This window comes from Leisingera sp. ANG-DT (assembly GCF_000813785.1).
Lineage (GTDB): Bacteria > Pseudomonadota > Alphaproteobacteria > Rhodobacterales > Rhodobacteraceae > Leisingera.
In genome coordinates this window covers 19,914-46,544 of sequence record NZ_JWLE01000011.1, presented here as the reverse complement: position 1 = coordinate 46,544, position 26,631 = coordinate 19,914, and the positions used below count along the sequence as shown (strand labels likewise).

The following is a 26,631-nucleotide window of genomic DNA, read 5'->3' as shown; positions in this document are numbered from 1 at the left end:
GCCGGGCATGTTCGGGTTGAGCTTACGGATTTACGGCTGGCTGGCGGCCCAGTCCCAATAGAGCTCCCGCACACGTTTGGCGACAGGGCCGGCCTGATAGCGGTTCTCGTCAAAGGCGGTGACCGGGGTCACCTTGCTCATGTTGCCCGACAGAAAGATCTCGTCGGCTTCCTCGAAATCCTGATAGCCCAGCACGCATTCATGCACGGTGATACCGTCGGCGCGAAGGTTGCTGATATGGCGGGCGCGGGTGATGCCGGCCAGGAAGGTGCCGTTGGGGATTGGGGTGAAGACCTCGCCGTCGCGCACCATGAACACATTGGTGGTGGCGGTTTCAGCCACATTGCCCATGGCATCCAGCACCAGTGCGTTGCTGAACCCCTTGCTGCGCGCCTCCCTCAGCATCCGGGCGTTGTTTGGGTAGAGGCAGCCCGCCTTGGCATTCACCACCGCGCTTTCCAGCACCGGGCGGCGGAAGCGGGTGCGGGTCAGCGTGGCGGCGGCATCGGGGGCCGCCATCGGGATTTCCTCCAGGCTGACGGCGAATTGGGTGCTCTCCGCCTTCGGGGCGATCAGCGTCTCGTCGCCATCAGCCGCCCAGTACATTGGCCGGATATAGACCGCGGAGCTAGGGGCGAACCCCTCCAGTCCTTCGCGGATGACCTCCACCATCTGCTCCACGGAATGGGTTGGCGTCATCAGCAGCGCCTCCGCAGAGGCATTGGTGCGGGCGCAGTGCAGGTCCAAATCCGGGGTCAGCCCGTCAAAGAAACGCGCGCCGTCAAACACGGAGGAGCCCAGCCACATCGCATGGTCTGCAGCCCGCATCACCGCCGCGTTGCCGTCCTGCCAGCTGCCGTTGAAATAAGTGCGGATAGTTCTGCCCACAGCCATCGTCTCGCTCCCTCTGCTTGCCGCAAGGGTAGGCCCAGAAAGGTCAGGGGTCCAGACCTTTCTAGGCCTCGCCGGATACAGGCAAGGAGGGGCGAGAAGGCTGTTAATTGTTTTGTTTCAGTTGGTTGGCTGGCGTTCTGGAGCGAAATCTGACGCAGCGAAATATAGGTCAGCGTGACTGATCAATTGTTTCGCGCGCGAAACATTCGGGCAGCAGTTCTGAGCTACTCAACCTCTGCGAGCAAATCTTGCAAATCCAACGGGTCAGTGACCATCTGCAGGCTGCCATCCGCCCCGCGCGGCCAGTCCTGTTCGGGCCGGTCGCGGTAGAGTTCCACCCCGTTGCCGTCCGGGTCGCGCAGGTAGATGGCCTCGGAGACGCCGTGGTCGGCTGCGCCTTCGAGCGCGATGCCCGACTCCAGCACCCGGCGCAGCACCGCGGCCAGGCTCTTGCGGTCCGGCAGCAGGATGGCGGTGTGGTAGAGGCCGGTCATGTTCGGTGCCGGGGCCGGGCCGCCGCGCGAATGCCAGGTGTTGAGCCCGATGTGGTGGTGGTAATCGCCGGCCGACAGGAAGGCGGCGGAACTGCCCAGCCGCTGGGTTACGATAAAACCCAGCACGCCGCTGTAAAACCCGATTGCCCGTTCAAGGTCGGCAACCTTGAGGTGGACATGGCCGATGCGGGTGCCTGCGGGCAGGGGGGCAGTTCCGGTGCTCATGACAGTCTCCAATTGCTTGTTTTCTGCAATATGGAGGCCGTGCGGCGCTGGTTCCATTCCGCAAGGCTGCACCATTTCCCTGTGGATTTGCACAGCCTGACGGCGCAGCATCTTCAGCGCGCCTTCAGGCGCGCCGGATCCAGCCGGACCTGCGCATCTGTGATGCACGGCAGCCCGGGCGGGAGAGCTTCCACTGGAGATCAGGCGGCGGGTTTCAGACCGGCCTTGGCCAGAACGGCAGAGGCAGTCTGTTCCCAGCGTGCCTTCAACTCTGCATTCGGAGTGCGGCGCAGGCCCATCGCCTTCAGCCCTTCGAACTTCTGTGAGGTCTCAGAGCCGAAGCTGGCTGCGACCCGCGGCCACCAGTAGCTGACCAGTTCCTGCAGGGCCTCTGTCCCTTGTGCTTCCACCAGCACCATCAGGCCTTCTTCTGCCAATTCCGCGTGATGTGCCTCAATCGGCTGGATGGTGCGGAAAGCTTCGGCCAGCGGCTGGTAGGAGACATGGCTCAGCTCCTCCAGTTGCACGGCAACCGCGCTGCCCATCAGCAGGTTCATCACCACCGCGTCGGCCCAGCCTTCCAGCGGGTAGTTGAACACGGCCAGCCGCATGTCGTGCTTGCTGCGGGTCTGGCCGATGTCGGCATCCCGTTCCAGCCGGGTGGTCCAGGGGTGGTGGTCGGCATAGCGCTCTGTGTCAGCACCGAAGTCGCCCATGATATGCAGCACCTTTTCGGCGCTGTCGGATTTCTCCAGCACGATTTTTGCGGCGGCGATGCGCGCCTTGATGCCTGGCCCTTCGTTGATGATGTCGGCAAAGCCTGCGGCACCCGCCAGCTCGCTGTCGACAAAGGTCGCCATCATCTTCATCAGCTCGGCGCGGTAGCGCGGCGGCACGTTGGACGGGTTGGACAGCACGCCGCCCTGGGCCAGATAGCTGCTAATACTCATTTCGTCAGTCATGATCTTTCCTCCCTCGGGCAGGTATTACTGGTCGTAATCGACCACGACGTTATCGGTCACCGGATAGGCCTGGCACGAGAGCACATAGCCCTTTTCGACCTCGTAATCTTCCAGCGCATGGTTGGCGACCATCTCGACCTCGCCTTCCAGCACCTTGCAGCGGCAGGTGGAGCAGACCCCGGCCTTGCAGGCATAGGGCGCGTCCATGGCGTTTTCCAGCGCCGCGTCCAGCAGGGTCATGTCCTTGCCCATCTCGATGGTCTGGGTGGCGCCGTCCAGGGTGATGGCGGCCTTGGTCTGGTTGGCGCTGCTGGCCGTATCCGTTGCGGTGGCCTTGCGCTTGGCGCGGCCCGGCTGGGCAGAGGCGAACAGTTCGAACTTGATCTGGCCGTCATCGAGGCCCGCGGTGCGCAGGGCGCTGGCGATGCCCAGCATCATCGGTTCGGGGCCGCAGATGAAGGCGGTGTCGACCGACTGGATGTCGATCCAGTGCTCGAACAGCTGGGCGCATTTCTCTTCGGTGACCAGGCCGGTGAAAAGGTCGATTTCCTGAGCGTCGGACTCCAGCACATGGATCACGTTGAAGCGGCCCATGTAGAGGTTCTTGAGATCCTCCAGCTCCTCGCGGAACATGATCGTGTTCACGCCCTTGTTGGCGTAAACCAGCGTGAAGGAGGAGTTGGGCTCCGCCGCCAGCGTGGTTTTCAGGATCGACAGCACCGGGGTGATGCCGGAGCCGCCGGCAAAGCCCAGGTAGTTCTTCTCTGCGCCTGCCTCAAGCGGGGTAAAGAAGGTGCCCATCGGCGCCATCGCTTGCAGGGTGTCGCCGGCCTTCAGCTCGGTGTTGGCCCAGGTCGAGAACGCGCCGCCGTCGACGCGCTTGATGCCGACCTGCAGGATACCCTCATCCTTGCCGGCGCAGATCGAGTAGCTGCGGCGCAGCTCCTCGCCTTCAAAGTCGCGGCGGAAGGTCAGGTACTGGCCTTGGGTGAAATCGAACTCCTCAGCCGCGCCGTTCACGGGCTTCAGGGTAACAACCACCGCATCGCGGATGGTCTTGCGGACGTCGGTGACTTCTAGGTCGTGAAAGCGCGCCATCAGGGTCTCCTCAGATGCACTTGAAATAATCAAAGGGTTCGAGGCAGTCCTGGCAGCGCCAGTGGGCCTTGCAAGGGGTCGAGCCGAACTGGCTGACCTTGGTGACATGCGGGCTGCCGCAATGCGGGCATTTTTCCGGGCCGCCTGCGGGCTGAGGCGGGGCGATGCCGTATGCCTCCAGTTTGGTGCGGCCCTTCTCCGTCAGCCAGTCGGTGGTCCAGGCGGGGGAGATCTGGGTCTTCAGCTTCAGATCGGTGATGCCGCGGTCCCGCAGGGCGGTTTCGATGTCCATCGCGATCACAGACGTGGCCGGGCAGCCGGAGTAGGTCGGGGTGACGGTGACCACCAGGGTCTCACCCTCCCAGGCCACATCGCGGATGATGCCGAGATCCACCAGCGAGATCACCGGGATCTCCGGATCGGGCACGGCGTCGAGCCACTCCCAGACCCGGGTGGTGCTTGGCTGAGTCGTCACTTGGCTCATGCGGTTACCCTCATTGGCTGGTCCGCCCGGCCTCCCTCGCGGAAGCGGGCCCCACCCCCGCCTGACGCCGGGGATGCGCTCAGTTCTTTGGCCGTGGTCTTACCACTTGGCGCCGGGATAGGCGCGTTGCAACCACTGCATCTGGGTCAATAGGTGGCCCAGGTGCTCTGTGTGCATTGCACCGGTGCGACCGCCCTTGTGGGCAAAGCGGCTCTCCGGAATGGTCAGCGTCGCGTCGCCCAGGATGCGGGAGATCAGCGCGTCGTATTCTTCGCGCAGGGAGGCTGGATCAGAGGCGATGCCTGCCTTCACCATCTCGGCGTCCACATCGTCGGACTGGAACATCTCGCCCACGTAGGGCCACAGATAATCCAAGGCTTCCTGCATCCGGCGGCGGCTTTCCTCGGTGCCGTCGCCCAGGCCAACCACGGTGTCGGCGGAACGCTCCAGGTGATAGGCCACCTCTTTCGAGGCCTTCTCGGCGATCGCGGCGACCCGCTCGTCCGAGGACTTCATCAGCCGACCCAGCTGGATCGAATGCCAGGCATCAAACAGGAACTGGCGCATCAGGGTGCGTCCGAAGTCGCCGTTCGGCACCTCGCACAGAAGCACATTGCGGAAATCCCAGGCGTCGCGCAGGAAGGCGAGGCCGTCGGCGGATTTGCCGTCGCCCTTCACTTCAGCGGCGAGGCCGAGCCACATCTGGGTCTGGCCGATCAGGTCCAGCGCGGTGTTGGCCAGCGCGATGTCCTCTTCCAGCACCGGTGCATGGCCGCACCATTCGCTGACCCGGTGGCCGAGGACCAGGGTGTTGTCCCCCATCCGCAGCAGGAATTGAAAAAATGCGTCGTCGCGGGTCATTACATGGCCCCCACTTCTTCGGGGATGTCGAAGAAGGTCGGATGGCGGTAGACCTTACTTTCCGACGGCTCATAGAGCGGGCCCTTGTCGCTGGGCGAGGAAGCCGCGATGTGGTTCGCCTCAACCACCCAGATCGACACGCCTTCGTTGCGGCGGGTATAGACGTCACGGGCGTTCTTGATCGCCATTTCGGCGTCCGGTGCGTGCAGGGAGCCGACGTGGCGGTGGCTCATGCCGTGCTGGCCGCGGATGAAGATTTCCCAGAGGGGCCATTCGTTTTTCATGTCTCAAATCCTCCTGGCTGAGGGAGCGCTGCGCAGCAGGGCGGAGCGCCGGAATGCTTGGGGTTACTCGGCGGCGTGCTGGCGCGCGGCTTTTTTCTTGGCGTGAGCAAGCAGGCCGTTGCGGACCCAGGCGCCGTCGTCCCAGGCCTTGTTGCGGGCCGCGAGCCGGTCTGTGTTGCAGGGGCCGTTGCCCTTGATCACGTCAAAGAACTCGCTCCAGTCCGGGTCGGTGTAATCGTAGTGGCCACGCTCCTCGTTCCACTTCAGGTCCGGGTCGGGGATGGTGAGGCCGAGGTATTCGGCCTGCGGCACAGTCTGGTCGACGAACTTCTGGCGCAGCTCGTCGTTGGTGTTCATCTTGATCTTCCAGGCCATAGACTGGGCGGAATGGACTGAGTCCTTGTCAGACGGGCCGAACATCATCAGCGACGGGTACCAGAGGCGGTTCAGCGCGTCCTGAGCCATCTTTTTCTGCTCCGGGGTACCCTCCGCCATCTTGCGGATCGCGTCATAGCCCTGGCGCTGGTGAAAGCTTTCCTCCTTGCAGATGCGGATCATCGCGCGGGAATAGGGGCCGAAGGAGGTCCGCTGCAGCGGCACCTGGTTCATAATCGCTGCGCCGTCCACCAGCCAGCCGACCGCACCGATGTCGGCCCAGTTCAGCGTCGGGTAGTTGAAGATCGACGAGTACTTCATGCGGCCATCCAGCAGCATCTCGGTGATTTCGTCGCGCGACACGCCCAGGGTCTCCGCCGCGCAATAGAGGTACAGGCCATGGCCCGCCTCATCCTGCACCTTGGCAAGCAGGATCGCCTTGCGCTCCAGTGTCGGCGCGCGGGTGATCCAGTTGCCCTCGGGCAGCTGGCCAACGATTTCGGAATGGGCGTGCTGGCCGATCTGGCGGATCAGGGTTTTGCGGTAGCCTTCGGGCATCCAGTCCTTGGGCTCGATCTTCTCGCCCGCGTCGATGCGCGCCTGAAAGGCGGCCAGCTTTTCCGGATCGTCCTGGGTCGCCTCGGATTTGATCATCTGAGCATACATGTCTGGGACCTCCTCAGTGTGTTCTTACACGCGTTCCAGGATCAGGGCGGTGCCCTGTCCGACGCCGACGCACATGGTGCAGAGGGCATACCGCCCGCCAGTGCGCTGCAATTGGTAGACGGCGGTCAGCACCAGCCGCGCACCGGACATGCCGAGCGGGTGGCCAAGCGCAATTGCACCGCCGTTGGGATTAACATGGGGCGCATCGTCCGCAACGCCAAGCTCGCGCAGGGTGGCGAGGCCCTGGGACGCAAAGGCCTCGTTCAGTTCGATGACGTCCATCTGTTCGATGGTCAGGCCGGTTCGGGCTAGCACCTTGCGGGTGGCAGGCACCGGGCCGATGCCCATGATGCGCGGCTCAACCCCCGCAGCGGCCATGCCGACGATGCGGGCCATCGGCTTCAGGCCGTTCTTCGCAGCCGCGGCCTCATTTGCCATCAGGATCGCCGCGGCGCCGTCGTTGACGCCGGAGGCATTGCCTGCGGTCACGGATTTGTCCGGGCCGTTGACGCCCTTGAGGCTCGAAAGCTTTTCGGCCGAGGTGCCGGGGCGGGGGTGTTCGTCGGTATCCACCACCAGGTCATCGCCCTTGCGCTGCGGGATGGTGACCGGGGTGATTTCGTCCTGGAAGATGCCCGCCTCATGCGCGGCGGCCCAGCGGGCCTGGCTGCGGGCGGCAAAGGCGTCCTGGTCCGCGCGGGAGACGCCGTAATCCTCGGCCACGTTGTCGGCGGTCTGCGGCATCGAGTCGGTGCCGTACATGTCGTGCATCTTCTTGTTCACGAAGCGCCAGCCGATGGTGGTGTCATAAACCGCATTGGCGCGGGTGAAGGCGCTGGTGGCCTTGGGCATCACGAAGGGCGCGCGGCTCATGCTTTCGACGCCGCCTGCGATGGCCATATCATAGTCGCCGGCCTTGATCCCGCGCGACGCCATGCCGACGGCATCCATGCCGGAGGCGCAGAGGCGGTTGATGGTGGTGCCGGGCACTGTTGTTGGCAGGCCTGCCAGCAGGGCGGCCATGCGGGCCACGTTGCGGTTGCTTTCACCCGCCTGGTTGGCATCGCCCAGGATCACATCATCCAAAGAGCCCCAGTCCACATCCGGGTTCCGTTCGACCAGCGCCGCAATCGGCAAAGAGGCCAAGTCGTCGGTACGCACCTGGCTCAGCGCGCCGCCGTAGCGGCCGATCGGGGTGCGGGTGGCATCGCAGATGAAAGCATCCATGGGTGTTCGCGTCTCCTGTGGCGGTGGCAGGAAAAGCCGACCGTTGGGTCGGTATTACGACGGAAGATGATTCGCGGCAAGATAAAATGTAACGCGAAAAGTGGTGAGTGTTAATTTTTGTAACGCTTTGGGGTTCGGCAACCGGCTGAGAGACTCCTGGCGGGGCGTGTATTAAGCGGCAGGATGCCTTAAGCGGGTTCCCCCGCCCGCTGCCGGAGCATTGGAAATGCACCGTAGCGGTTGGGCCCGGCACCGCGCGCTGTGCGGTGCCGGGCCCAACGGATGGAGGTCTTTCGCCGGAAAGGCTGACGGTCGGCGGGAGAGGCAGGCGGCCGGACGTGGTCCGCTGGTGCCGTCAGAGTGCAGAGTATTGCAGGATGTCGTTAGGGTAGTTCTCCTGTCCGATCCTGAAGCGGGTCAGCCCCGCATGCTCAAATCCGTTTCGAAGGTAGAACCTGCGGGCGCGGGCGTTCTCTGAATTGCTGGTGAGCCAGGGCGCATCCCAGCTGTTGCTGCGGCAGAGCTGCAGTCCGGCTTGCAGAAGGCGAGCGCCGATGCCACGGCCGTGATGCCGGGGCTGGACATAGAGCGTGGAGATTTCGGTCCTAGACGGCCCGCCTGCCGGGCTGGGCCGCCCATTTGATACCCGGATGTAGCCGTCTATGCCGTCACGGTTCTGCGAAACCAGCAAACGTTCGGCTGTGCTGTCCAATGCCTCAGCAAAATGCGCAGTGGTATATTGGCTAAGCACATAATCAGCGAAATGCCCGCTGATCCCGTTGCGCAGGTAGGTGCCTAGCCAGACTTCAATCGAAAGGGCGGCGAGGCTGGAGCAGTCCTCTGTTGTGGCGGGGCGGATAACTGTGTGGTCTGAATTTTCGGTCATGAAAGCCATTGGGAATAAGAAAAACACACGCCATAGTCGGGCAGCGGGCGCCGAGGTCAAGAAGATCCCCTCGCCAAAATTGCTTCACTTGTTTATTAATGTGGCAACGCAACGCGGGAGGCGCCGATGAACATTCTCTATATCATGTTCGACCAGCTGCGGTTCGACTATCTGAGCTGCGCCGGCCACCCGCATCTGCAGACGCCGCATATCGACGGGCTGGCCTCCAGGGGCGTGCGCTTTACCCGCGCCTATGTGCAGTCGCCGACCTGCGGATCATCGCGGATGTCGAGCTATACGGGGCGTTACCCCTCCAGCCACGGCGTGCAGTTCAACAGCTACCCGCTACGGGTCGGCGAGTGGACGATGGGCGACCATCTGCGCAAGGCAGGGATGGGCTGCCACCTGATCGGCAAGACCCATATGGTGGCGGATGCCGAGGGGATGCAGCGGCTGGGGCTGGCGCCGGACAGCGTGATCGGGGTGCGCCAGTCGGAATGCGGCTTTGATCCCTGGGTGCGAGATGACGGGCTGTGGGCGGAGGGGCCGGACGGGTTCTATGACAGCAAGCGTAGCCCCTATAATGAGTACTTGAAGGAAAGGGGCTACCCGGGGGAGAACCCGTGGAACGACTTTGCCAACGCCGGGATAGAGGGCAATGACATTGCTTCCGGCTGGTTCATGGTCAATGCGGACAAGCCTGCCAATGTCGCCGAGGAAGACAGCGAAACACCCTGGCTGACCACTCAGGCGATGGAATTCATCGCACAGGCTGAGGGGCCGTGGTGCGCGCATCTCAGCTACATCAAGCCGCATTGGCCCTATATCGTGCCCGCACCCTATCACGATATGTACGGGCCGGAGCATGTGCTGCCAGTGGTGCGCTCTGAAACGGAACGCGAAGGTGCGCATCCCGTCTTTGATGGCATGATGAACAACCAGATTGGCAAGACCTTCAGCCGCGATGAAGTGCGCGAGAAGGTGATCCCGGCCTATATGGGGCTGATCAAGCAAGCTGATGACCAGATGGGGCGGCTGTTTGCCTGGCTGGAGGAAACCGGGCGGATGCAGGACACGATGATCGTGGTGACCTCGGACCATGGCGATTACCTGGGTGATCACTGGCTGGGGGAAAAGAACCTGTTTCACGAGCCGTCAATCAAGGTGCCGCTGATCATCTATGACCCGCGCGCGGAGGCCGACGCCACCCGCGGCACCACCTGCGACGAACTGGTGGAGGCGATCGACCTGCTGCCCACCTTGTTGGAGTCAGCGGGCGGTGAACCTGCGCCGCACATCCTGGAGGGGCGCTCGCTGATGCCCTTGCTGCGCGGCGAAAACCCTGAATGGCGGGACTTTGCTGTTGCCGAGTTCGACTATTCCACCATGCCGCTGTGCGAAAAACTGGGGCTGGAGCCGAAGGATGCACGACTGTTCATGGTCACCGATAAGCGCTGGAAGTTCATGCATGCGGAAGGCGGGCTGCGGCCGATGTTGTTCGACATGGAGAATGATCCGCAGGAGCTGGTGGACCTGGCAAAGGGCGATGGTCATCGGGAGATCATCGATCTGATGTATGACCGCTTGCTGGAATGGGGGCTCAGGATGTCGCAGCGGATCACCCTGTCGGACACGCAGATCAAGGCGCGCCGCGGCAAGTCTGGGCGCAAGGGGATTCTGCTGGGGGTCTATGAGGCTGACGAGGTCGCACCCGAGCTGACGGAGAAGTACCGCGGTCCCGTGCCTCAGTAGCTGTCCTGCCTATTCACCTTTGCGCAAGTACTTCGGGGGAGCCCGTAAGGGCGGGGGCAGCGCCCCTTACCCGCGTTGCCAAGCTGCAGAGGGGCGCATAAATTGACCGGAAACGCATCAGAGGCGGCAGAATGGCAGGGCAGACGGAACAGGTTCTGAACGCAATCCTTGAGGATATCGAGGCCGGACGGCTGGTGCCCGGCGCGCCACTGGAGGAGAGCGAGCTGGTGCAGCGCCACGGGGTGTCGCGCACGCCGGTACGGGAGGCTTTCATTCAGCTGGAAGCCATTGGATTGATCAAGCGTTTGCCGCGCAAGGGGGCGGTTCTGTTCAAGCCGACGCTTGAGGAGTTCCTGGCGATCCTTGAGGTTCATGCCCGGCTGGAAGGGCAGGCAGCGGCGCTGGCCGCGCGGCGTTTGTCTCCGGCGCAGGCCGGGGAACTGGAAGCGGCGGTGGCCGCCTGCGAGAAACACGCAGCAGAGAAGGGTGACGGCGATCCGGCTGGCTATTACCAGCTGAACCTGCGGTTTCATGCCTGCGTGGCAGAAGGGTCCGGCAATCCGTTTCTTGTTGAGATGATCAAAACCAACGCGCGCAAGCTAATGGCCTATTACCGGGCGCGTTACCGGTATCCCGGCGTCATAGCGCAGTCGGCCAAGGAGCACCGGGAGATTGCCGCGCTGATCCTTGCCCATGACCGGGAGGCGGCTGAAGCTGCAATGACCGCGCATGTGCAGTTCGATCAGGTGACAGTGATGGACTTGCTGGCCGCTCTGGGCTGAAGCGGAAGGGAAGGGGGCCTGGCGGCCCCTGCCTGCGGCGCGGGTATTTTGACCAGAAAGAAGCCGCAGGGTCAGGGCTGCGCAGCTTGCTCGAAGAAACGGGCGAGGGTTTCCGCAAAGGCTTGCTGATCTGACTGTTCCGCCAGGCTTTCCAGGGCGCGGGCAAAAACGGCCGGGCCAAGTGTGTCCCGCATTTCATCACTCAGCGCGAGGATGAAGCTGTGGGTCATCTCCGGATGATGCTGTGTGGTGAAGATGTGGCGGCCAAGGGTGAAGCCCGTGTTCATGCCGCCGCTTTCGCTAAGCGGTGAAGCGCCGCCCGGCAGGGTGCTGACGCATTCGCAATGGGAGCCGTAGAGTTTGACCTCATCAGGCAGCGGGATGGCCCAATCCGGGTGGTGCAGCAGATGATTGCGGGTCAGCCCATGGACCCAGCCGTCCGGGTTGCGGTCAAGACTGCCGCCAAGGGCCTGTGCAATGGCCTGATGCCCGAAGCAGGCGCCGAACAGCGGGAATTTCCGGGCATGGGCTGTGCGGATCAGCGTTAGCAGCTGTGTGACCCAAGGCGCACCGGAGCGGACAGAGGCTGGGCTTCCAGTGATCATCGCGCCATCAAACGCAAACAGATCCTGCGGGAACTCTGCGTCCTTCACGGCAAAGACGGATGTGCGCCAGCCCGGCCTGGCCATCCGGATCAGGTCGGTGAACTTCTCACCGTCCTTGGGGTGCCTTTGGGCAAATTCGCTTTCGTCTGTGTTGGTCATCAGAATGGCCAAGTGCATGGGAACGCTCGCAAGATTTTCATTTACATAATTACAGGCTCTATTAATATACATAATGCAAGTAAGTTAGGAAAGCCCGCAATGACAGTTTGGACCCCCACCGACGACGGCTATGCGGATCTGAGCAGCCATGACACCTTTGCCAATGGCGCGCCGCACAACACCTTTGCCCGGCTGCGGCAGGAGGATCCGTTGCATTGGACCGAATACGACGGCGGCAGGAATTTCTGGTCGGTGACCCGCTATGAGGACATCACGGTGATGAACAAGAACACTGAGGTGTTCTCCTCTGCCCGTGGGATCCGGATGGAGGATCAGTCCTACGAGGAATACCTGGCGCGGCGTACCTTTCAGGAGACTGACCCGCCGGAGCATTCCAAGGTGCGGATGAAACTCCTGAAGGCGTTTTCCAAGACTACGATGGCGCAGTACGAGCAGGACATCCGGGACCTTTGCGCGGATATTCTGGATCAGGCGCTGGCCAAGGGGGAGTTCGACGCCACCAAAGAGATTGCCCGCCAGCTGCCGATGCGGATGCTGGGCCGGGTGGTGGGCCTGCCGGAGGCGGACTTGCCTTGGCTGGTGGAAAAGGGGGATGCGCTGATCGCCAATACCGATCCGGATTTCACCTCGCATGTGCTCGATAAGATGCAGACGGATGAGTTCCGGATGATGCCCTTCAATTCCCCCGCCGGGGCGGAGCTGTATGTCTATGCCAAGGATCTGATGGAGGAGAAAGCGCGCAAGGGCGACACCTCGGGCGTGCTGAACCTGATCCTGGAACCGGCCAAGGATGGCTCGGTCATCACTGAAACCGAGTTCCGCAACTTTTTTTGCCTCTTGGTGGCAGCGGGCAATGACACCACGCGCTATTCGATTGCCGCGGGCATTCAGGCGATGTGCCACCAGCCGGAGCTGCTGGCGCAGATGCAAGAGGGTGGAGACGTCTGGGAGACGGCAGCGGATGAGATCATCCGCTGGGCGACGCCCGCGCTCTACTTCCGCCGCACGGCGACCCGGGATGTGGAGATGCACGGCAAGACCATCCGGGAGGGCGACAAGCTGCTCTATTGGTTTGTCTCGGCCAACCGCGACGAAAAGCAGTTTGATGATCCATTTCACGTGAATCTGCACCGCAGCCCGAACCGGCATCTGTCGTTCGGCCAGTTCGGCCCGCATGTCTGCCTGGGCATGTGGTTGGCGCGGCTGGAAGTCACGGTGCTGTTCCAGGAGCTGGCCAAGCGGATCCAGCATATCGAGGCTGCGGGACCTCATAAGTTCCTGCGGTCAAATTTTGTCGGCGGCATCAAGTCACTGCCGGTGCGGGTTGAGGCCGCTTGAGGATTGCGCTCTTGCAGGAAAGACTCTGCGAAAACCGCTAAATATGTTAAGTAACAAGGCACGGGAAAAAGATGCCGAAGACTGTCCAACAGGGAAGGACCTGGAGCCATGAAGACCCGCTTGCGCGCGATGTTCTGCGACCACCTCAGCATCATGCGGGGGAAATACCTGCCGAATTCCAAGATCGGTGACGGCTCGACGCGGTTCTGCCGATCGGTTTTTGGCACCCATTACGATAAGGATCTGCTGGACGCGCCGGGATCGATGGTGAAACAGGGTCTTCCGGATATGGAGCTGAAATGGCTGCATGACGATATCCGCGACAGCTGGCATGCCTCGACCCAGGTGGTGCTGGGCGATCTCTATGACGATGAGGGGCGGCCGCTGGCGCTGTGCCCGCGCTGGGCGCTGAAGCGTGCGGTTGCGGACTGGCAGAAGCACGGGGTGACGCCAAAAGTCGGGATCGAGCTGGAGGCCTTTGCCCTGCAGGCGGACGACAGCGGGCGGCTCATGCCCTATGATGCGCCGGGCGGGGTGGTCTATGGCACCGGGCCGTTTGCCGACCCGCTGCGGTTCAATGACCGGATCTGGGCGATGGCAGATGACATGGGCTTCTCGCTGGACATGATCACCGCCGAGTTCGACAGCCCGCAGTTCGAATACACGCTGACCTTTGATGATGCGGTGAAGGCGGTGGATGACATCGTGCTGTTCCGCCTGATGGCGCGGGAAGTGGCGCTGGAATACGGCATTGTCCTGACGTTCATGCCGAAACCGATTGCCGAGGCCGGCGGCTCTGGCATGCATATCAACTTTTCATTCGTGGACGAGGCGGGCGGCAATGCGCTGTCGTCAGGGCCGCGGGGCGGGCCGGAGCATATGAACGATCTGGCACGCGGCTGCCTGGCGGGGCTTTTGCATCATCACAAGGGGCTTGCAGGGCTGATCGCGCCGACTGCCAACAGCTATATGCGGCTGCAGCCGGGGTCTTTGTCCGGGTACTGGCGGAACTGGGGCGGCGACCATCGCAATGTGACCACGCGCATCAGCTCTGAGGGCGGTGCCAAGGCGCGGCTGGAGCACCGGATGGCGGATGCCTCGGCCAATCCTTACACCGCGGTGGCGGCAGTCCTGCAAGCGGCGCGGCTGGGGGTTGAGAACGGCCACCAGTTGCCGCCGATGGAGACCGGCGACGGGTTTGACCGTACCGATGCGCGGGAAGGCACGGCGGTGGACCTGAAGGGCGCTGTTGGCGATCTGGAAGGGGATAGCGTGCTGGCCGCGGCAGTCGGGCCGGAGCTGGTTGCAAACCACGTCTTCATGAAACGCAAGGAAGTGCGCAAGACCCGCGACCTGGAAGGTGACGGGATGCGCGATTTCTACGTGCATTTCATCTGATCCTCCGTAGGAGAATACCGATGCAACTAACCTGGAAACTGCCGGGCGGCGGGGCTGTCACGGCAACGGTGGACTATGGTCAGAGCCTTATGGAAGCAGCGCTGGCGCAGGATGTGCCGGGTGTGGTGGGGGAGTGCGGCGGCAGCCTCGCTTGCGCAACCTGCCATGTGTATGTGGATCCGGAGTGGGCCGCAAAATGCGGTGAGGCCGGTGAGTTCGAAGGCGCCATGCTGGATCTGGCAGAGGAGCGCCGGGAGACCAGCCGCCTCAGTTGCCAGATTGAGGCGCATCCTGATTTGGATGGTTTGGTGCTGGAGGTGCCGGCGGGCTGAGGCTGGCGGCTCTATCGCGGAAATGCTCTCAGGCGCGGTTGCGATAGCTGCGCCTGTATTCTTATTGCGCCACAGAAGGTGCGGGCCCGAAGCATGTGCTTCGGGCCCGCTATGGTATCTGGTGGCGCCCGGCCCTGGCGGCCCGGGCGCGGGTTGCGCTGTCCGCCGGACTTAGCTCACAGCCGCGAAACCTGCGTCGAGGGCGGAGAGGATGGTATCCGCCTCTGCTTCGCTCAGCACCAGCGGCGGCGACAGAATGATGTTGGGGCCAGAGACCCGCACCATTGCGCCTGCCTCATAAGCAACCTCCTGCAATTTGCCGATGGTTTTCTTGTCCACGGCTGCCTTGGTGCTGCGGTCGGATACCAGCTCCAGCGCGCACATCAGGCCATGGCCGCCGCGGACATCGCCGATCAATTCGTACTTCTGCTGCAGCGCCAGCAGTCCCTGGTGGATCTGGGTTCCGCGGACGGCGGCGTTTTCCGGCACGTTCAGGCGAAGCGTTTCTTCGAGGCAGGCGAGGGCGGCGGCGGCACCGACCGGGTGGCCTGAGTAGGTGTAGCCGTGGCCGATCGCTGCCTTGCCAGTGGTGTCTTTCTCGAAGGTCTCTGTCATATGGTCAGCAATCATCACCGCGCCGAATGGGAAGTAGCCGTTGGTGATGGCCTTGGCCGTCGCCATCATGTCGGGCTGCACGCTCCAGTGGCGCGAGCCGCTCCACGATCCGGTGCGGCCGAAGGCAGTGATCACCTCATCTGCGATCAATAGAATACCGTTTTTTGAGCAGATTTCGCGCACGCCGGGCATGAAGCTGGAATGCGGCGGGATTACCCCGCCCGCGCCGAGGATCGGCTCCATGATGAAGGCGGCAATGGTGCCTGCGCCCTGGAAGGCGATTTCGTCCTCCAGCGCCTGCAGGCAGAGCTGGGCGAGGCGTTCCGGGTCGGTTTCGTTGAACGGGTTGCGGTAGGTGTAGGGGGCAGGGATCTGGAAACAGCCGGGCAGCAGCGGCTCATACTGAGTGCGAAAGTTGGCGTTGCCGTTCACCGAGGCGCCGCCCATGTGGGTGCCGTGGTAGCCTTTTTTCAGGCTCAGGAACTTGGTGCGGCCCTCTTCGCCGCGGATCTTGTGGTACTGGCGGGCGAGCCGCAGGGCGGTTTCCACCGAATCCGAGCCGCCGGAGGTGAAGAAGGCGCGAGTGAGCCCGTCGGGTGCAAAAAACTTGCGCAGCTCCTCGGCCAGCTGGATCACCTGGTCGTTGGTGGTGCCGCGGAAGGTGGAGTAGTAGGGCAGGACGTCCAGCTGCGCGGCGATGGCGTCCTTTACCACCTGGCAGGAAAAGCCGAGGTTCACGTTCCACAGGCCGCCGACAGCATCGACCACCTCATGCCCGTCGATGTCGGTGATCTTCACCCCTTGGGCCGAGGTGATGATGGCGGGCGGGTTGGCCAGGCTGTCGCCGGGATGCGCCATCGGGTGCCAGAGGGATTTGGCATTGTGTTCTTTCAGAAAGTTGGAGTCTTTCATGGGGCAGCTCCTGGAGGCGGCCCGGTCCGGGCCGGTGAGGGGTTCAGGCGGTTTCTTCCTGCGGATAGTCCGAAGGGGCAGAGCCGCCGATGCGATGGGTGAGAGTGGCGCCCGCGCGGCGCAGGGCCGCCGGGATCAGATTTTTCTGTTCTGCGGTCATCCGGGAGACTGGCGCGGCCACGGCCAATGCGCCGATCACTTTGCGGTCCGGGCCAAAGATGGGAACCGCGTGGGAATGCACATCCGCCTCAAACCCGCCGATGGACTGGGCAATGCCGGTGCAGCGGACCTCGTCCAGCTGGGCGCGGATTTCCTGGGGGTCGGTGATGGTTTCGGAGGTGCGTGCCTCAAGCGGCTGCGACAGCACCTCCTCGGCAAATCCGGGGTCGGCATAAGCCAGAACCGCCATGCCGGAACTGGTGCCGTGGAAGGTCAGAACCTCGGCGTCCTCCATCATGACTTTGGTGGCATTGCGCGGGGAATAGGCGTGCGACAGTGAATTCAGCTGGCTGCCCTGAAGCAGCGACAGGTGGGTGGTCTCACCGGTCTCGTCGCTGAGGTCACGCAGCACCCGGCGCGAAACAGAAAGAATCGGAACCGCTGCCTCGCGCAGAGCTGCGAGGCGCAAGACCTGCGGGCCGAGCCGGTAGGAACGATCGCTGCCGGCCTGTTCGACAAAGCCTGATTCCTGCAGTTCGCTCATCAGCCGGTAGACCGTTGCCTTGTTCATGCTCGACAAGCGCGTGAGGTCGCTGAGCCCGATCTCAGTCCGGCCATGGTTAAAATAAGTCAGTAATGACAAGGCTTTGGACACGGTTCCCATGCTCTTGCCGATGCTCCCTGTTAGGTCTTGCCAGGTGCCGTCTGCGCAAAAAGACGCACCTTTGATGCAATTTTGTTGACAGATAACGGGGGCGCCTGTCAATCTAAATTCAAACCAATGGTTCGAATAGTGAACCGAATGGCCAAACTGGGAGGAAAGCCATGAAACTCAAAACCCTCATGAAAGGGGCGGTCGCAGCGGCGGCGCTGGGGCTGAGCGCGGTTGCGGCGCAGGCCGAGTATCCGGAAAAACCGGTTAACTTCATCGTGCCGTGGCCGCCGGGTGACTTGGAGGATGTGCTGACGCGGATGATCGCCGAGGATTTCCAGAACGAATACGGTGTTGCTGCAGCTGTGGTGAATAAACCGGGCGGCGGCGGCGGGCCCTTCCCGGGGGCAATCGAGGTCGCGAATGCGCCGGCAGATGGCTACACCATCGGCTCTTTCGTGATCGGTGTGCCGGTGATGGGCCACCAGATCGACATCCCGCCGCTGACACCGGCCAAGTTCGACCCGCTGGGTATCTTCCTGACCTATCCCTTTGTGATCGCCACCTCAGGCGATGCGCCCTACAGCACGATGGAAGAGCTGGCGGCCTATGCCAAGGATAACGACGTGGCGCTGGGTCATTTCGGCGATGTTCTGACCCCGACGCAGGTGACCAAGGCCTATGCCAAGAACGCCGGCTTTGAATGGGGCTCGGATGCGGCATTTGATGCGCTGGACTGCAACACGCTGGCCTCCGGCGATGCGGATGTGATCAACACCACGCTGCAGCTGGTGCTGCCCTGTCTGGATCAGGTCAAGGTGCTGGTCTCTATCACTGACGAGCGTATCCCGCTGGCGCCTGATGCACCGACCATCGGCGAGCTGGACGAAAGCCTGAATATCGCCCTGTGGAACGGGCTGTTCGTGACCAAGGACACCCCGCAGGACGTGCGTGACAAGATCATTGCGGTTGCTGAAAAGACGGTAATGAGCGAGCGCGCCCAGAATATCGCCAAGGAAACCGGAGCGCTGGTTTACTGGCAGAGCGCGGACGACAGCGCAGCCCGCGTGGCCAATGACATCGATACCATGGCCCGCATCGGCGGCTTGCTGTCGGAATAATCCTCCCCCTGCATCGGGGCCTTGCGGGGTCCCGGTGCCCTTTCCCTTCGCGCGGACAAAGAGCTCCTCAGATGCCATCGGAACGTGAACGCCGCTTTGTAGGACCGCGGCGCGGTCAGCTTGTCTTTGCCCTGGTCATGGTGGGCGTCGCATTGCTGCTGCTGGTCCTGATTACGGAGCAGACCACTTGGGTGCAGAAGACGAAACTGTTTGCCCAACCCCGGTTCTGGCCTGCTGTTGCCATCGGCGGCATGGTGCTCTTGGGCGGGCTGCACCTCTACAAGCTGCCCTGGCGGCGGGTCAGCCGTTATGACCTGTGGGAGGTCAAGCGCTGGGGGCAGGTGTTTGAATTCGCCGGCTGGTTCATGGGTTATGTCCTGCTGGTTCCCATAATCGGTTACCTCCCGGTGACGCTGGTTTTCGTTCCGCTGTTGAGCTGGCGGATGGGCTACCGCAGCCCCTTCATGCTGTGGATCAGCGCCGGTTTTGCGGTGGCCGTGGTGGTGCTGTTCAAGGCCTTGCTGTCGGTCAAGATCCCTGGCGCGCTCATCTATGAGTACCTGCCGGGATCGCTGCGCAGTTTCTTCATTCTCTATCTCTGAGTGCCCGTCATGGACCTGATCCTCTCTGCAATAGACATCCTGATGCGCTGGGACGTGGCGCTGGCGCTGCTGGCGGGTTCAGTCGGCGGCGTGCTGATTGGCGCCATTCCCGGTGTTGGCCCGGCAGTGGCAATTGCGATCCTGCTGCCCGCGACCTTCTCGATGGACCCGATTGTCGGGCTGACGGTGCTGCTGGGGATCTACGGCTCCTCCATGTACGGCGGTGCGATCCCGGCGATCCTGATCAACACGCCCGGCACCGCGGTCAATGCGCTGACCACCTATGACGGCTATCCGATGACCGCGCGGGGCGAGCCGCGCCGCGCCTTGAGCCTGGCTTATTCGGCCAGCTTCTTTGGCGGCATCTTCTCGGTCATCTGTCTGATCCTGTTTGCGCCGGTGCTGGCAAAGATTGCGCCGATGTTCGGTTCGCGCGAGATTTTCATGGCGGCGCTGCTGGGCCTCATCCTGGTGGTGGTCGCGCACCGCGGCCAGGCGTTGATTGCCGGGACGCTGGCCTGCTTCGGGATCTTCCTTCAGACCATCGGGCTGGAGCCGGTGAAATACACCCAGCGCTACACCTTCGGGCAGGATTTCCTGGGCGGCGGGATCAACCTTATCGTTGTGGTTCTGGGGCTGTTTGCGATCTCGCAGGCGTTTGTCCTGCTGACCGACGAAGACGAGAAAGTCCGGATGACCCGCCTGCGCGGCGGCATGTTCCAGGGGCTGCGCGAGCTGGTACGCCATCCGCGCGTAGCGGGGGTCTCTGCCACCTTTGGCGTCTTGATGGGGATGATCCCCGGTGTGGGCGAGTTCACCGCGCAGTTCATGTCCTACACCTATGCGCAAAAGACATCGAAACGGCCGCAGGATTTCGGCAATGGCTCCTCCGAAGGTCTGATCGCTGCAGAAACCGCCAACAACGCGGTGCCTGCTGCTGCCATGGTGCCGCTTCTGGCGCTGGGCATTCCGGGTGAGGCGCTGACGGCAATGATGCTGTCGGTGTTCTATGTGCACAACGTGGTGCCGGGGCCGGGGCTTTTCCAGAACGACATGGACTTTGTCGTCGCACTGTATCTCGCACTGCTGGTGCTGAATGTGCTGGTGCTGCTGTTCCTGCTGTTTGCCACCCGGTCGCTGATCCAGGTGGTGCGCATCCCCAACCGGTTTCTCGGCGTCTGCATCCTGACGCTCAGCTTCGTCGGGGTTTATTCCCTGCGCAACTCCGCCACCGACTGTGTGATGGCGGCAGCGTTTGGCATCCTCGGCTATATCCTGAAGCGCCTGTCGCTGCCGTCGGTGCCGATCATCCTGGGCATGGTCCTGGGCGGCATCATGGAGGTGAAGCTGCGCGCGGGCATGGCGCGGGTGAAGGAACCCTTTGATTTCATTGACCGCCCGGTGGCGTTCATCCTGTTTTGCATCATCATCATCGTTCTGGCGGTCCATATCCTGCGGGTGCTGAAGGACCGGAAGGAACTGAAGGAGGCCGAATGGCAGACCAATCGCGCATCGACAAGCTTCGGCAGCTTGATGTGGCGCCGCAGAAACTCTTTCTTGAAGGATCATGGAAAGAAGGTTCGGGCCAGACACTCGAAGTTGCTTCGCCGGTTGACGGATCTGTTCTGACGACGCTGGCGGGCGCCTCTGCAACCGATGTCGAAAAGGCTGTGGCTTCGGCGCGGCGGGCATATGAGGATCGCCGCTGGGCCGGACTGAGCCCCGCCGCGCGCAAGCAGGTGCTGCACAGGATTGCGGACCGGATCGCTGCCGAGGCGGTTGAGCTGGCGGTTCTGGGCGTGCGCGACAATGGCACCGAGTTCAATATGGCTCTGAAGGCAGAGCCGGGATCGGCAGCGGGAACTTTCCGCTATTATGCTGAGGCGCTGGACAAGGTGGCGGGTGAAGTCGCACCGACCGCACCCGACGTGCTGGGGCTGGTGCACCGGATGCCGGTGGGCGTGGTGGGGGCAATTGTTCCCTGGAATTTTCCGCTGATGATCGGTGCCTGGAAGCTGGCGCCGGCGCTGGCGATGGGCAATTCGGTGGTGCTGAAGCCTGCCGAAACCGCTTCGCTCTCCTTGCTCCGGCTGGCCGAAATCTGTTCCGAATGCGGGCTGCCGGACGGGGTGCTGAACGTGGTAACCGGCTCCGGTGCTGAAACCGGCGCGGCGCTGGCCGCTTCAATGGATGTGGATGTGCTGGCCTTCACCGGCTCAGGCGCTACGGGGCGCAAGCTTTTGGAAGCTTCGGCGCGGTCTAACCTCAAGCGTTGTTACCTGGAGCTGGGCGGCAAGTCTCCCAACATTGTCTTTGCGGATGCGCCGGATCTGGGCAAGGCCGCAAAAGTCTCTGCGTCGGGCATCTTCCGGAACTCCGGACAGGTCTGCATTGCCGGTTCCCGCCTGCTGGTCGAGGCTTCGATTCACGACGAGTTTGTTGAGACGCTGAAAGCTGAGGCGGAGGCACTGCTGGTGGGCGACCCGCTCGAACTGAGCACGCAGGTCGGCGCTGTGAACTCTGAGGAGCAGCTTCGCCGCAACTTGTCGTTCATGGACATGGCGCGGTCCGAAGGCGGGCAGGTGGTGACCGGCGGCACGCGCATTCTGGAAGACACAGGCGGCACCTATATGTCGCCGGCCATCGTGACCCATGTGACCCGGGATCATGCGCTGTTCCAGCGCGAGGTTTTCGGGCCGGTTCTGGCAGTAACCAAGTTCGAGACCGAACAAGAAGCGTTAAGTTTGGCCAATGGTACCGACTTCGGATTGGCCGCCGCGGTGTGGACCGAAAACCTGTCCCGCGCGCACCGGATGGTCGCCGACGTTCGTGCCGGTGTCGTGCATGTGAATACCTACGGAGGTTCGGATAATACCGTTCCGTTAGGGGGCGTCGGACAGTCGGGCAACGGGCATGACAAGTCGCTGCACGCGCTGGACAAATACACCGATCTAAAAACCGCTTGGATCCAGCTCTGAAGCAGGCTTCGCGAGAGCAAAATCTGCGGCCTCCGGCGGGCGCATTTTTGGTAAGATGAAAAGCTTGGGCGTGCCGGTGACCGCCGTCCAGGCGCTGATTAAACGGGAGACAAAGCCTGTGGCAGACAAGACCATTCTGGTTGCCGGAACCTATGACACCAAGGACGATGAACTGGGCTACCTGGCGGAGGTGATCCGTGGTCAGGGCGGCAAGGTGCTGACGATGGATGTGAGCGTGCTGGGGGATCCCAGCCAGCCCGCGGATATCAGCAAGCACGAGGTGGCTGAGGCTGGTGGCAGTTCGATAGAGGCGGCGATTGCCTCGGGGGACGAAAACACAGCCATGCAGATCATGGGGGCGGGGGCCGCGGCCAAGTCGCTGGAGCTATACCGGGCAGGTCGCATTGACGGGGTGATCGTGCTGGGCGGCACTATGGGCACCGACCTGGCGCTGGACATGTGCGCGGCATTGCCGGTTGGAGTGCCGAAGTATATCGTCTCCACCGTCGCATTTTCGCCGTTGATGCCGCCGGAGCGGATTCCGGCGGATGTGCAGATGATCCTTTGGGCTGGCGGGCTCTATGGATTGAATTCGATCTGCAAGGCATCGCTCAGCCAGGCCGCCGGTGCGGTGCTGGGGGCGGCTCGGGCGGTGGAGCCGCCCAAACGCGACCGGCCGCTGATCGGCATGACCTCTTTCGGCAAGACGGTGCTGCGCTACATGGTGTCGCTGAAACCGGCCTTGGAGGACCGCGGTTTTGAGGTCGCGGTTTTCCATGCCACCGGCATGGGCGGGCGGGCATTTGAAAGCCTGGCAGCAGAGGGTGCCTTTGCTGCAGTGATGGATTTTGCCCCGCAGGAAGTGTCGAACCACCTGTTTGGCGGGCTGTCAGCGGGGGCGGACCGGATGACCAACGCAGGTAAATCCGCGACGCCGCAGCTGGTGGCGCCGGGCTGCTATGACCTGGTGGATTTTGTTGGGTGGCAGGACACTCCGGTACAGTTGCAAGGCCGGGAGACGCACGCCCACAACCGGCTCTTGACCTCCGCCATGCTGGAAGCGGGGGAGCGCCGCCAGGTGGCGCAGGCGATCTGCGGCAAGCTCTCCACCGCGCAGGCGCCGGTGGCGGTGCTGCTGCCCGCGGGCGGCTGCAATGAATGGGACCGCTTAGGTGCACCGCTGCATGATGCGGAGGGGTTGGCGGCCTTTTGCGAGGAAATGCGAGAGCGCTGCCCGGAGAATGCGGAGCTGCATGAGCTGGATTGCCACATCAATGACGCTGACTTCTGCGCCAAGACCTTGGAAATCCTCGATGGCTGGATCGCCAGCGGGGTGGTGAAAACCGGCTGATACGCTTTGCGGCAGCGTTGCCGGATAAGGTGTTTCAAAAAGGTTCCATTTTCCTCAGTTTCTGTTACGTAAATTCCAGCAAAACAGGCCGCCGGAGGCTGCGAGCACCGTGATGCGGGGTTTGCGGGGCTTCTGCTGTCATTGGGGCTTGGCGCCGGTCCGGCTGCCGTGCCTAATCTGTTGGGAGCGGGGGGCAGGCACTGCCGCCGCGGAAGAGAGAGGAAGACCGGATGAGTGAAGCCATTGCATATGAGCGCGTCGGCGATATTGCCGTTCTGAAGGCGCAGAACCCGCCTGTGAACGCGCTGGGCATTGATGTGCGCAAAGGGCTGCTGGCCGGGATTGAGCGTGCCGAAGAAGAGGGTGCCAAGGCAGTGCTGATTTACGGCGAGGGTAAGACCTATTTTGCGGGTGCCGATATCCGCGAATTCGGCAAGCCGCCGCAGGACCCCTACCTGCCGGGCCTGTGCAGCCGGATCGAAGCCTCACCGCTGATCGTGGTCTCTGCCATGCACGGCACGGCGCTGGGTGGCGGGCTGGAGGTGGCCTTGTCCTCGCACTACCGGATTGCAGTGCCTACGGCCAAGATGGGACTGCCGGAGGTCAACCTGGGCATCCTGCCCGGAGCGGGCGGCACCCAGCGGCTGCCACGGCTGGCCGGTACAGAAGCGGCGCTGCAGATGATCACCACCGGCCGCCACATCGGTGCGGCGGAGGCGCTGGACAAGGGTATCATCGACCGAATTGAGGAGGGCGAACCGTGCGAGATCGGCCTCGCCTATGCGCAGGAACTGCTGGATGCGGGCGCGCCGCGCCGGGCTGTTGGGGAAATGCCTGCGCCGGAAGCTGTGGATTTTGATGCGATTTATGAGGCGACGCTGAAGAAAGGCCGCGGCCAGCTGTCTCCGGCGACGGCTGTGCGCGCGGTGCAGGCGGCGGTCGAGGTGGAGAGCTTTGAAGCCGGGCTGAAGCGTGAGCGCGCGCTGTTTACTGAGCTGATGGAATCAGATCAGCGGCAGGGGCTGATTCATGCCTTCTTCTCGGAGCGTGCGGTCAGCAAGCTGCCGGAGCTGGAAGGCGTGGATCCCCGCGAGGTTGCCGCGATGGGGGTTGTCGGCGGTGGCACCATGGGGGCGGGCATCGCCACTGCGGCGCTGCTGGCCGGGCTGCAGGTGGTGCTGGTCGAGATGACGGATGAGGGTGTGACCGCCGCGCGCGGCCGGATCGAAGGCAATCTGCAGGGGGCCTTGAAACGGGGCAAGATCACCCAGGTGCAATTTGATCAGCTGACCGGCGAGGCGCTGACCGTGTCCACGGACTATGCCGCGCTGGGGCAGGTGGATCTGGTGGTCGAGGCCGTGTTCGAGGACATGGGCGTCAAGCGCGAGGTTTTCGGCAAGCTGGATGCGCATTGCAAGCAGGGGGCGGTGCTGGCGACCAATACCTCCTACCTGGATGTGGACGAGATCGCCGTTGCAACTTCCCGCCCGCAGGATGTGATCGGGCTGCATTTCTTCTCCCCCGCCCACGTGATGAAGCTTTTGGAAGTTGTGGTCGCTCAGAAAACCGCGCCGGAGGTTCTGGCCACCGGCTTTGCTCTCGGAAAGCGGCTGAAGAAGGTGGCGGTCCGTTCCGGCATCTGCGACGGCTTCATCGGCAACCGGATCATGAACGCCTACCGCAAGGCGGCGGAATATGTGGTGCTGGATGGCGCTTCGCCCTACCAGGTGGACAAGGTGGTGACCACTTTCGGCTTCCCGATGGGACCGTTTGCGATGGGCGATTTGGCGGGGTTGGACATCAACTGGGCGGCCCGCAAGCGCCGCGCGCCGACGCGGAATCCGCGTGAGAGGGTGCCGCGGTTCTACGAGATGCTCTGCGAGGGCGGTGACTTCGGCCAGAAGACCGGCAAGGGCTTTTATGTCTACGAGGCAGGCAAGCGCGGCGGCGTCCCGAACCCGGAGGTGGCGGAGCTGATTGCCCGGGACCAGGAGCAGCAGGGTGTCACCCCGCGGGAGTTTAGTGATGCCGAGGTACTGCGCCGCTACATGTGCGCCATGGTGAACGAAGCCGCCAAGGTGGTGGGCGAGGGAATCGCCCGGCGTCCGCTGGATGTGGATATGGTGATGCTGTTCGGCTACGGCTTCCCCCGCTTCTGGGGCGGGCCGCTGAAATGGGCCGATCTGCAGGGGCTGGACGGCATCCTGACCGATATCCGGTCTTTTGCGGTTGAGGATGAATTCTTCTGGCAGCCGGCGCCGCTGCTGGAGCGTTTGGTGGCTGAGGGCAGAACCTTCGGCGATCTGAACAAAGGCGCCTAGGCAAGCGGGCGGCGCCCCTCCGGCCCGTCGAGGGCCATCGGGGCGCGGCCCGGCGTTGCCGGGCTGGACGCGCAAACGCTGACCGTAGCACGAAAAAAGCGCCGCGCGGAACGCGCGGCGCCTGGCCCAACAAGAGCCGCGCATCTTGGATGCGCCCGGCGATTGGCGGGAGAGTCCGGTGCTCAGGTCCAGGTGCCTTCGGTCGAGGCACGGATCTTGCGGATGTTCTCGCCGTAGACTTCCGAGGTGTTGACCGAACCTCCCTTGAACACGGCGGAGCCTGCGACCAGCACGTCGGCGCCGGCTTCGGCCACCAGCGGCGCGGTGGTGGGATCGACACCGCCGTCGATCTCGATATGCACCGGGCGGTCGCCGATCATTGACCGCAGGCGGCGGATCTTGGCGGTCATGTCGATGAACTTCTGGCCGCCGAAGCCCGGGTTCACAGTCATGACGCAAACCAGATCAGTGAGGTCCAGAAGGTGCTCAACGGCCTCTGCCGGGGTGCCGGGGTTCAGTGCGACACCTGCCTTCATGCCCGCGCCGCGGATCGCCTGCAGGGTGCGGTGGATGTGCGGGCCAGCCTCGATATGGGCGGTTAGAACATCGGCGCCGGCATCGGCGTAGGCGTTGATGTAGGGATCGACCGGCGCGATCATCAGGTGCACGTCCATCACGGTCTTCACATGCGGGCGGAACGCCTTCACGGCTTGCGGACCGAAGGTGAGGTTCGGCACAAAATGCCCATCCATCACATCCACATGCACCCAGTCGGCGCCTTGGGTTTCGATCGCCTGGATCTCCTGCCCGAAATTGGCGAAATCGGCAGACAGGATGGAGGGTGCGATCTTGATCTTGCGGTCAAAGGACATCTGGCAGCTTCCTTTTGCAAAGGGAAATGAGGAGTCGAAGGCCGTATAGACCGTCCGGCCCGCTGTGGACAGGGGCAGATTAAGCATCGGGTCCGTTTCCTTGGGCGCTGCGCCTGCCGGTTGCGCCGGGTCGCGTTACAAAACTTTCACGGCAGTGACACATGAGCTTTGAGCAGGGCCGGTAGGCAATCCCCGAACGAGAAGG

At 62.9% G+C, this 26,631-nt stretch carries 25 protein-coding genes; 11 read left to right on the top strand and 14 right to left on the bottom strand.

From position 1 onward, the window contains the following. Positions 1 to 30 precede the first annotated feature (30 nt). From RA21_RS12060 to RA21_RS12015, 10 genes are all read right to left on the bottom strand, one after another. Positions 31 to 894 (bottom strand): branched-chain amino acid aminotransferase, encoded by an 864-nt coding sequence (locus RA21_RS12060; protein WP_039149227.1) that lies wholly within the window; start codon positions 892 to 894, stop codon positions 31 to 33. Positions 895 to 1,118: 224 nt separating this feature from the next. Continuing rightward, positions 1,119 to 1,613, bottom strand: a complete 495-nt coding sequence (locus RA21_RS12055; protein ID WP_039149652.1) for a VOC family protein — start codon at positions 1,611 to 1,613, stop codon at positions 1,119 to 1,121. Between the two features lie 200 nt (positions 1,614 to 1,813). Then, positions 1,814 to 2,575, bottom strand: a complete 762-nt coding sequence (locus RA21_RS12050) for a Phenylacetic acid catabolic protein (protein WP_039149224.1) — start codon at positions 2,573 to 2,575, stop codon at positions 1,814 to 1,816. A 24-nt stretch (positions 2,576 to 2,599) separates the two neighbouring features. Then, complete coding sequence (paaE, locus tag RA21_RS12045; RefSeq protein WP_019297026.1) at positions 2,600 to 3,673, bottom strand: 1,2-phenylacetyl-CoA epoxidase subunit PaaE; 1,074 nt, start codon at positions 3,671 to 3,673, stop codon at positions 2,600 to 2,602. A gap of 10 nt (positions 3,674 to 3,683) precedes the next feature. After that, positions 3,684 to 4,157, bottom strand: a complete 474-nt coding sequence (gene paaD / locus RA21_RS12040; RefSeq protein WP_039149221.1) for a 1,2-phenylacetyl-CoA epoxidase subunit PaaD — start codon at positions 4,155 to 4,157, stop codon at positions 3,684 to 3,686. 99 nt (positions 4,158 to 4,256) lie between these two features. Then, positions 4,257 to 5,018: a 1,2-phenylacetyl-CoA epoxidase subunit PaaC gene (gene paaC, locus RA21_RS12035; RefSeq protein WP_039149218.1), complete on the bottom strand. Its 762-nt coding sequence runs from the start codon at positions 5,016 to 5,018 to the stop codon at positions 4,257 to 4,259. Beyond that, positions 5,018 to 5,302, bottom strand: a complete 285-nt coding sequence (paaB, locus tag RA21_RS12030) for a 1,2-phenylacetyl-CoA epoxidase subunit PaaB (protein ID WP_008557866.1) — start codon at positions 5,300 to 5,302, stop codon at positions 5,018 to 5,020. The genes paaC and paaB overlap by 1 nt, the downstream gene beginning before the upstream one ends. 63 nt (positions 5,303 to 5,365) lie before the next feature. Beyond that, positions 5,366 to 6,343, bottom strand: a complete 978-nt coding sequence (gene paaA / locus RA21_RS12025; protein ID WP_039149215.1) for a 1,2-phenylacetyl-CoA epoxidase subunit PaaA — start codon at positions 6,341 to 6,343, stop codon at positions 5,366 to 5,368. A gap of 24 nt (positions 6,344 to 6,367) precedes the next feature. Continuing rightward, positions 6,368 to 7,570, bottom strand: a complete 1,203-nt coding sequence (gene pcaF / locus RA21_RS12020) for a 3-oxoadipyl-CoA thiolase (RefSeq protein ID WP_039149213.1) — start codon at positions 7,568 to 7,570, stop codon at positions 6,368 to 6,370. 355 nt (positions 7,571 to 7,925) lie between these two features. Then, positions 7,926 to 8,465 (bottom strand): GNAT family N-acetyltransferase, encoded by a 540-nt coding sequence (locus tag RA21_RS12015; RefSeq protein WP_193748072.1) that lies wholly within the window; start codon positions 8,463 to 8,465, stop codon positions 7,926 to 7,928. A gap of 117 nt (positions 8,466 to 8,582) precedes the next feature. Here RA21_RS12015 and RA21_RS12010 point away from each other — a divergent pair, with 117 nt between their 5' ends. Both RA21_RS12010 and RA21_RS12005 read left to right on the top strand, forming a co-directional pair. Beyond that, positions 8,583 to 10,208, top strand: a complete 1,626-nt coding sequence (locus RA21_RS12010; protein WP_039149210.1) for a sulfatase-like hydrolase/transferase — start codon at positions 8,583 to 8,585, stop codon at positions 10,206 to 10,208. 131 nt (positions 10,209 to 10,339) lie between these two features. Beyond that, the gene (locus RA21_RS12005; RefSeq protein WP_019297019.1) at positions 10,340 to 10,990 is read left to right on the top strand and encodes a GntR family transcriptional regulator; all 651 of its coding nucleotides are present in this window, start codon (positions 10,340 to 10,342) and stop codon (positions 10,988 to 10,990) included. Positions 10,991 to 11,061: 71 nt separating this feature from the next. On the opposite strand, the gene RA21_RS12000 is transcribed toward RA21_RS12005, so the two are convergent. Beyond that, positions 11,062 to 11,772, bottom strand: coding sequence for a type 1 glutamine amidotransferase (locus tag RA21_RS12000; RefSeq protein ID WP_019297018.1), 711 nt, complete (start codon positions 11,770 to 11,772; stop codon positions 11,062 to 11,064). 81 nt (positions 11,773 to 11,853) lie between these two features. Here RA21_RS12000 and RA21_RS11995 point away from each other — a divergent pair, with 81 nt between their 5' ends. The 3 genes from RA21_RS11995 (at position 11,854) to RA21_RS11985 (ending at position 14,843) form a co-directional block, all read left to right on the top strand. Then, complete coding sequence (locus RA21_RS11995) at positions 11,854 to 13,113, top strand: cytochrome P450 (RefSeq protein ID WP_039149207.1); 1,260 nt, start codon at positions 11,854 to 11,856, stop codon at positions 13,111 to 13,113. Between the two features lie 108 nt (positions 13,114 to 13,221). Further along, the gene (locus RA21_RS11990; protein WP_039149205.1) at positions 13,222 to 14,511 is read left to right on the top strand and encodes a glutamine synthetase family protein; all 1,290 of its coding nucleotides are present in this window, start codon (positions 13,222 to 13,224) and stop codon (positions 14,509 to 14,511) included. 20 nt (positions 14,512 to 14,531) lie between these two features. Continuing rightward, positions 14,532 to 14,843, top strand: coding sequence for a 2Fe-2S iron-sulfur cluster-binding protein (locus RA21_RS11985; protein WP_052257647.1), 312 nt, complete (start codon positions 14,532 to 14,534; stop codon positions 14,841 to 14,843). Positions 14,844 to 15,014: 171 nt separating this feature from the next. Here the strand turns inward: RA21_RS11985 and RA21_RS11980 are convergent, their stop codons facing one another. Together RA21_RS11980 and RA21_RS11975 are read right to left on the bottom strand one after the other, a co-directional pair. Continuing rightward, complete coding sequence (locus RA21_RS11980; RefSeq protein WP_039149200.1) at positions 15,015 to 16,370, bottom strand: aspartate aminotransferase family protein; 1,356 nt, start codon at positions 16,368 to 16,370, stop codon at positions 15,015 to 15,017. Between the two features lie 43 nt (positions 16,371 to 16,413). Continuing rightward, positions 16,414 to 17,193, bottom strand: coding sequence for an IclR family transcriptional regulator (locus RA21_RS11975; protein ID WP_039149198.1), 780 nt, complete (start codon positions 17,191 to 17,193; stop codon positions 16,414 to 16,416). 161 nt (positions 17,194 to 17,354) lie between these two features. Here RA21_RS11975 and RA21_RS11970 point away from each other — a divergent pair, with 161 nt between their 5' ends. From RA21_RS11970 to RA21_RS11945, 6 genes are all read left to right on the top strand, one after another. Further along, complete coding sequence (locus RA21_RS11970) at positions 17,355 to 18,302, top strand: tripartite tricarboxylate transporter substrate binding protein (protein WP_039149195.1); 948 nt, start codon at positions 17,355 to 17,357, stop codon at positions 18,300 to 18,302. A gap of 71 nt (positions 18,303 to 18,373) precedes the next feature. Further along, a complete protein-coding gene (locus RA21_RS11965; protein WP_019297011.1) occupies positions 18,374 to 18,904 on the top strand; it encodes a tripartite tricarboxylate transporter TctB family protein in 531 nt (176 codons plus the stop codon). Between the two features lie 9 nt (positions 18,905 to 18,913). Continuing rightward, positions 18,914 to 20,533: a tripartite tricarboxylate transporter permease gene (locus RA21_RS11960; RefSeq protein WP_039149192.1), complete on the top strand. Its 1,620-nt coding sequence runs from the start codon at positions 18,914 to 18,916 to the stop codon at positions 20,531 to 20,533. Then, positions 20,440 to 21,882, top strand: coding sequence for an aldehyde dehydrogenase (locus RA21_RS11955; protein WP_082008939.1), 1,443 nt, complete (start codon positions 20,440 to 20,442; stop codon positions 21,880 to 21,882). Before RA21_RS11960 ends, RA21_RS11955 begins: the two co-directional genes overlap by 94 nt. 118 nt (positions 21,883 to 22,000) lie before the next feature. Next, entirely contained in the window at positions 22,001 to 23,233 is a 1,233-nt protein-coding gene (locus RA21_RS11950) for a Tm-1-like ATP-binding domain-containing protein (RefSeq protein ID WP_039149643.1), read from the top strand. A gap of 230 nt (positions 23,234 to 23,463) precedes the next feature. Continuing rightward, a complete protein-coding gene (locus RA21_RS11945; protein ID WP_039149190.1) occupies positions 23,464 to 25,554 on the top strand; it encodes a 3-hydroxyacyl-CoA dehydrogenase NAD-binding domain-containing protein in 2,091 nt (696 codons plus the stop codon). 182 nt (positions 25,555 to 25,736) lie between these two features. Here the strand turns inward: RA21_RS11945 and rpe are convergent, their stop codons facing one another. Next, positions 25,737 to 26,426, bottom strand: coding sequence for a ribulose-phosphate 3-epimerase (gene rpe, locus RA21_RS11940; RefSeq protein ID WP_039149187.1), 690 nt, complete (start codon positions 26,424 to 26,426; stop codon positions 25,737 to 25,739). Positions 26,427 to 26,631 lie beyond the last annotated feature (205 nt).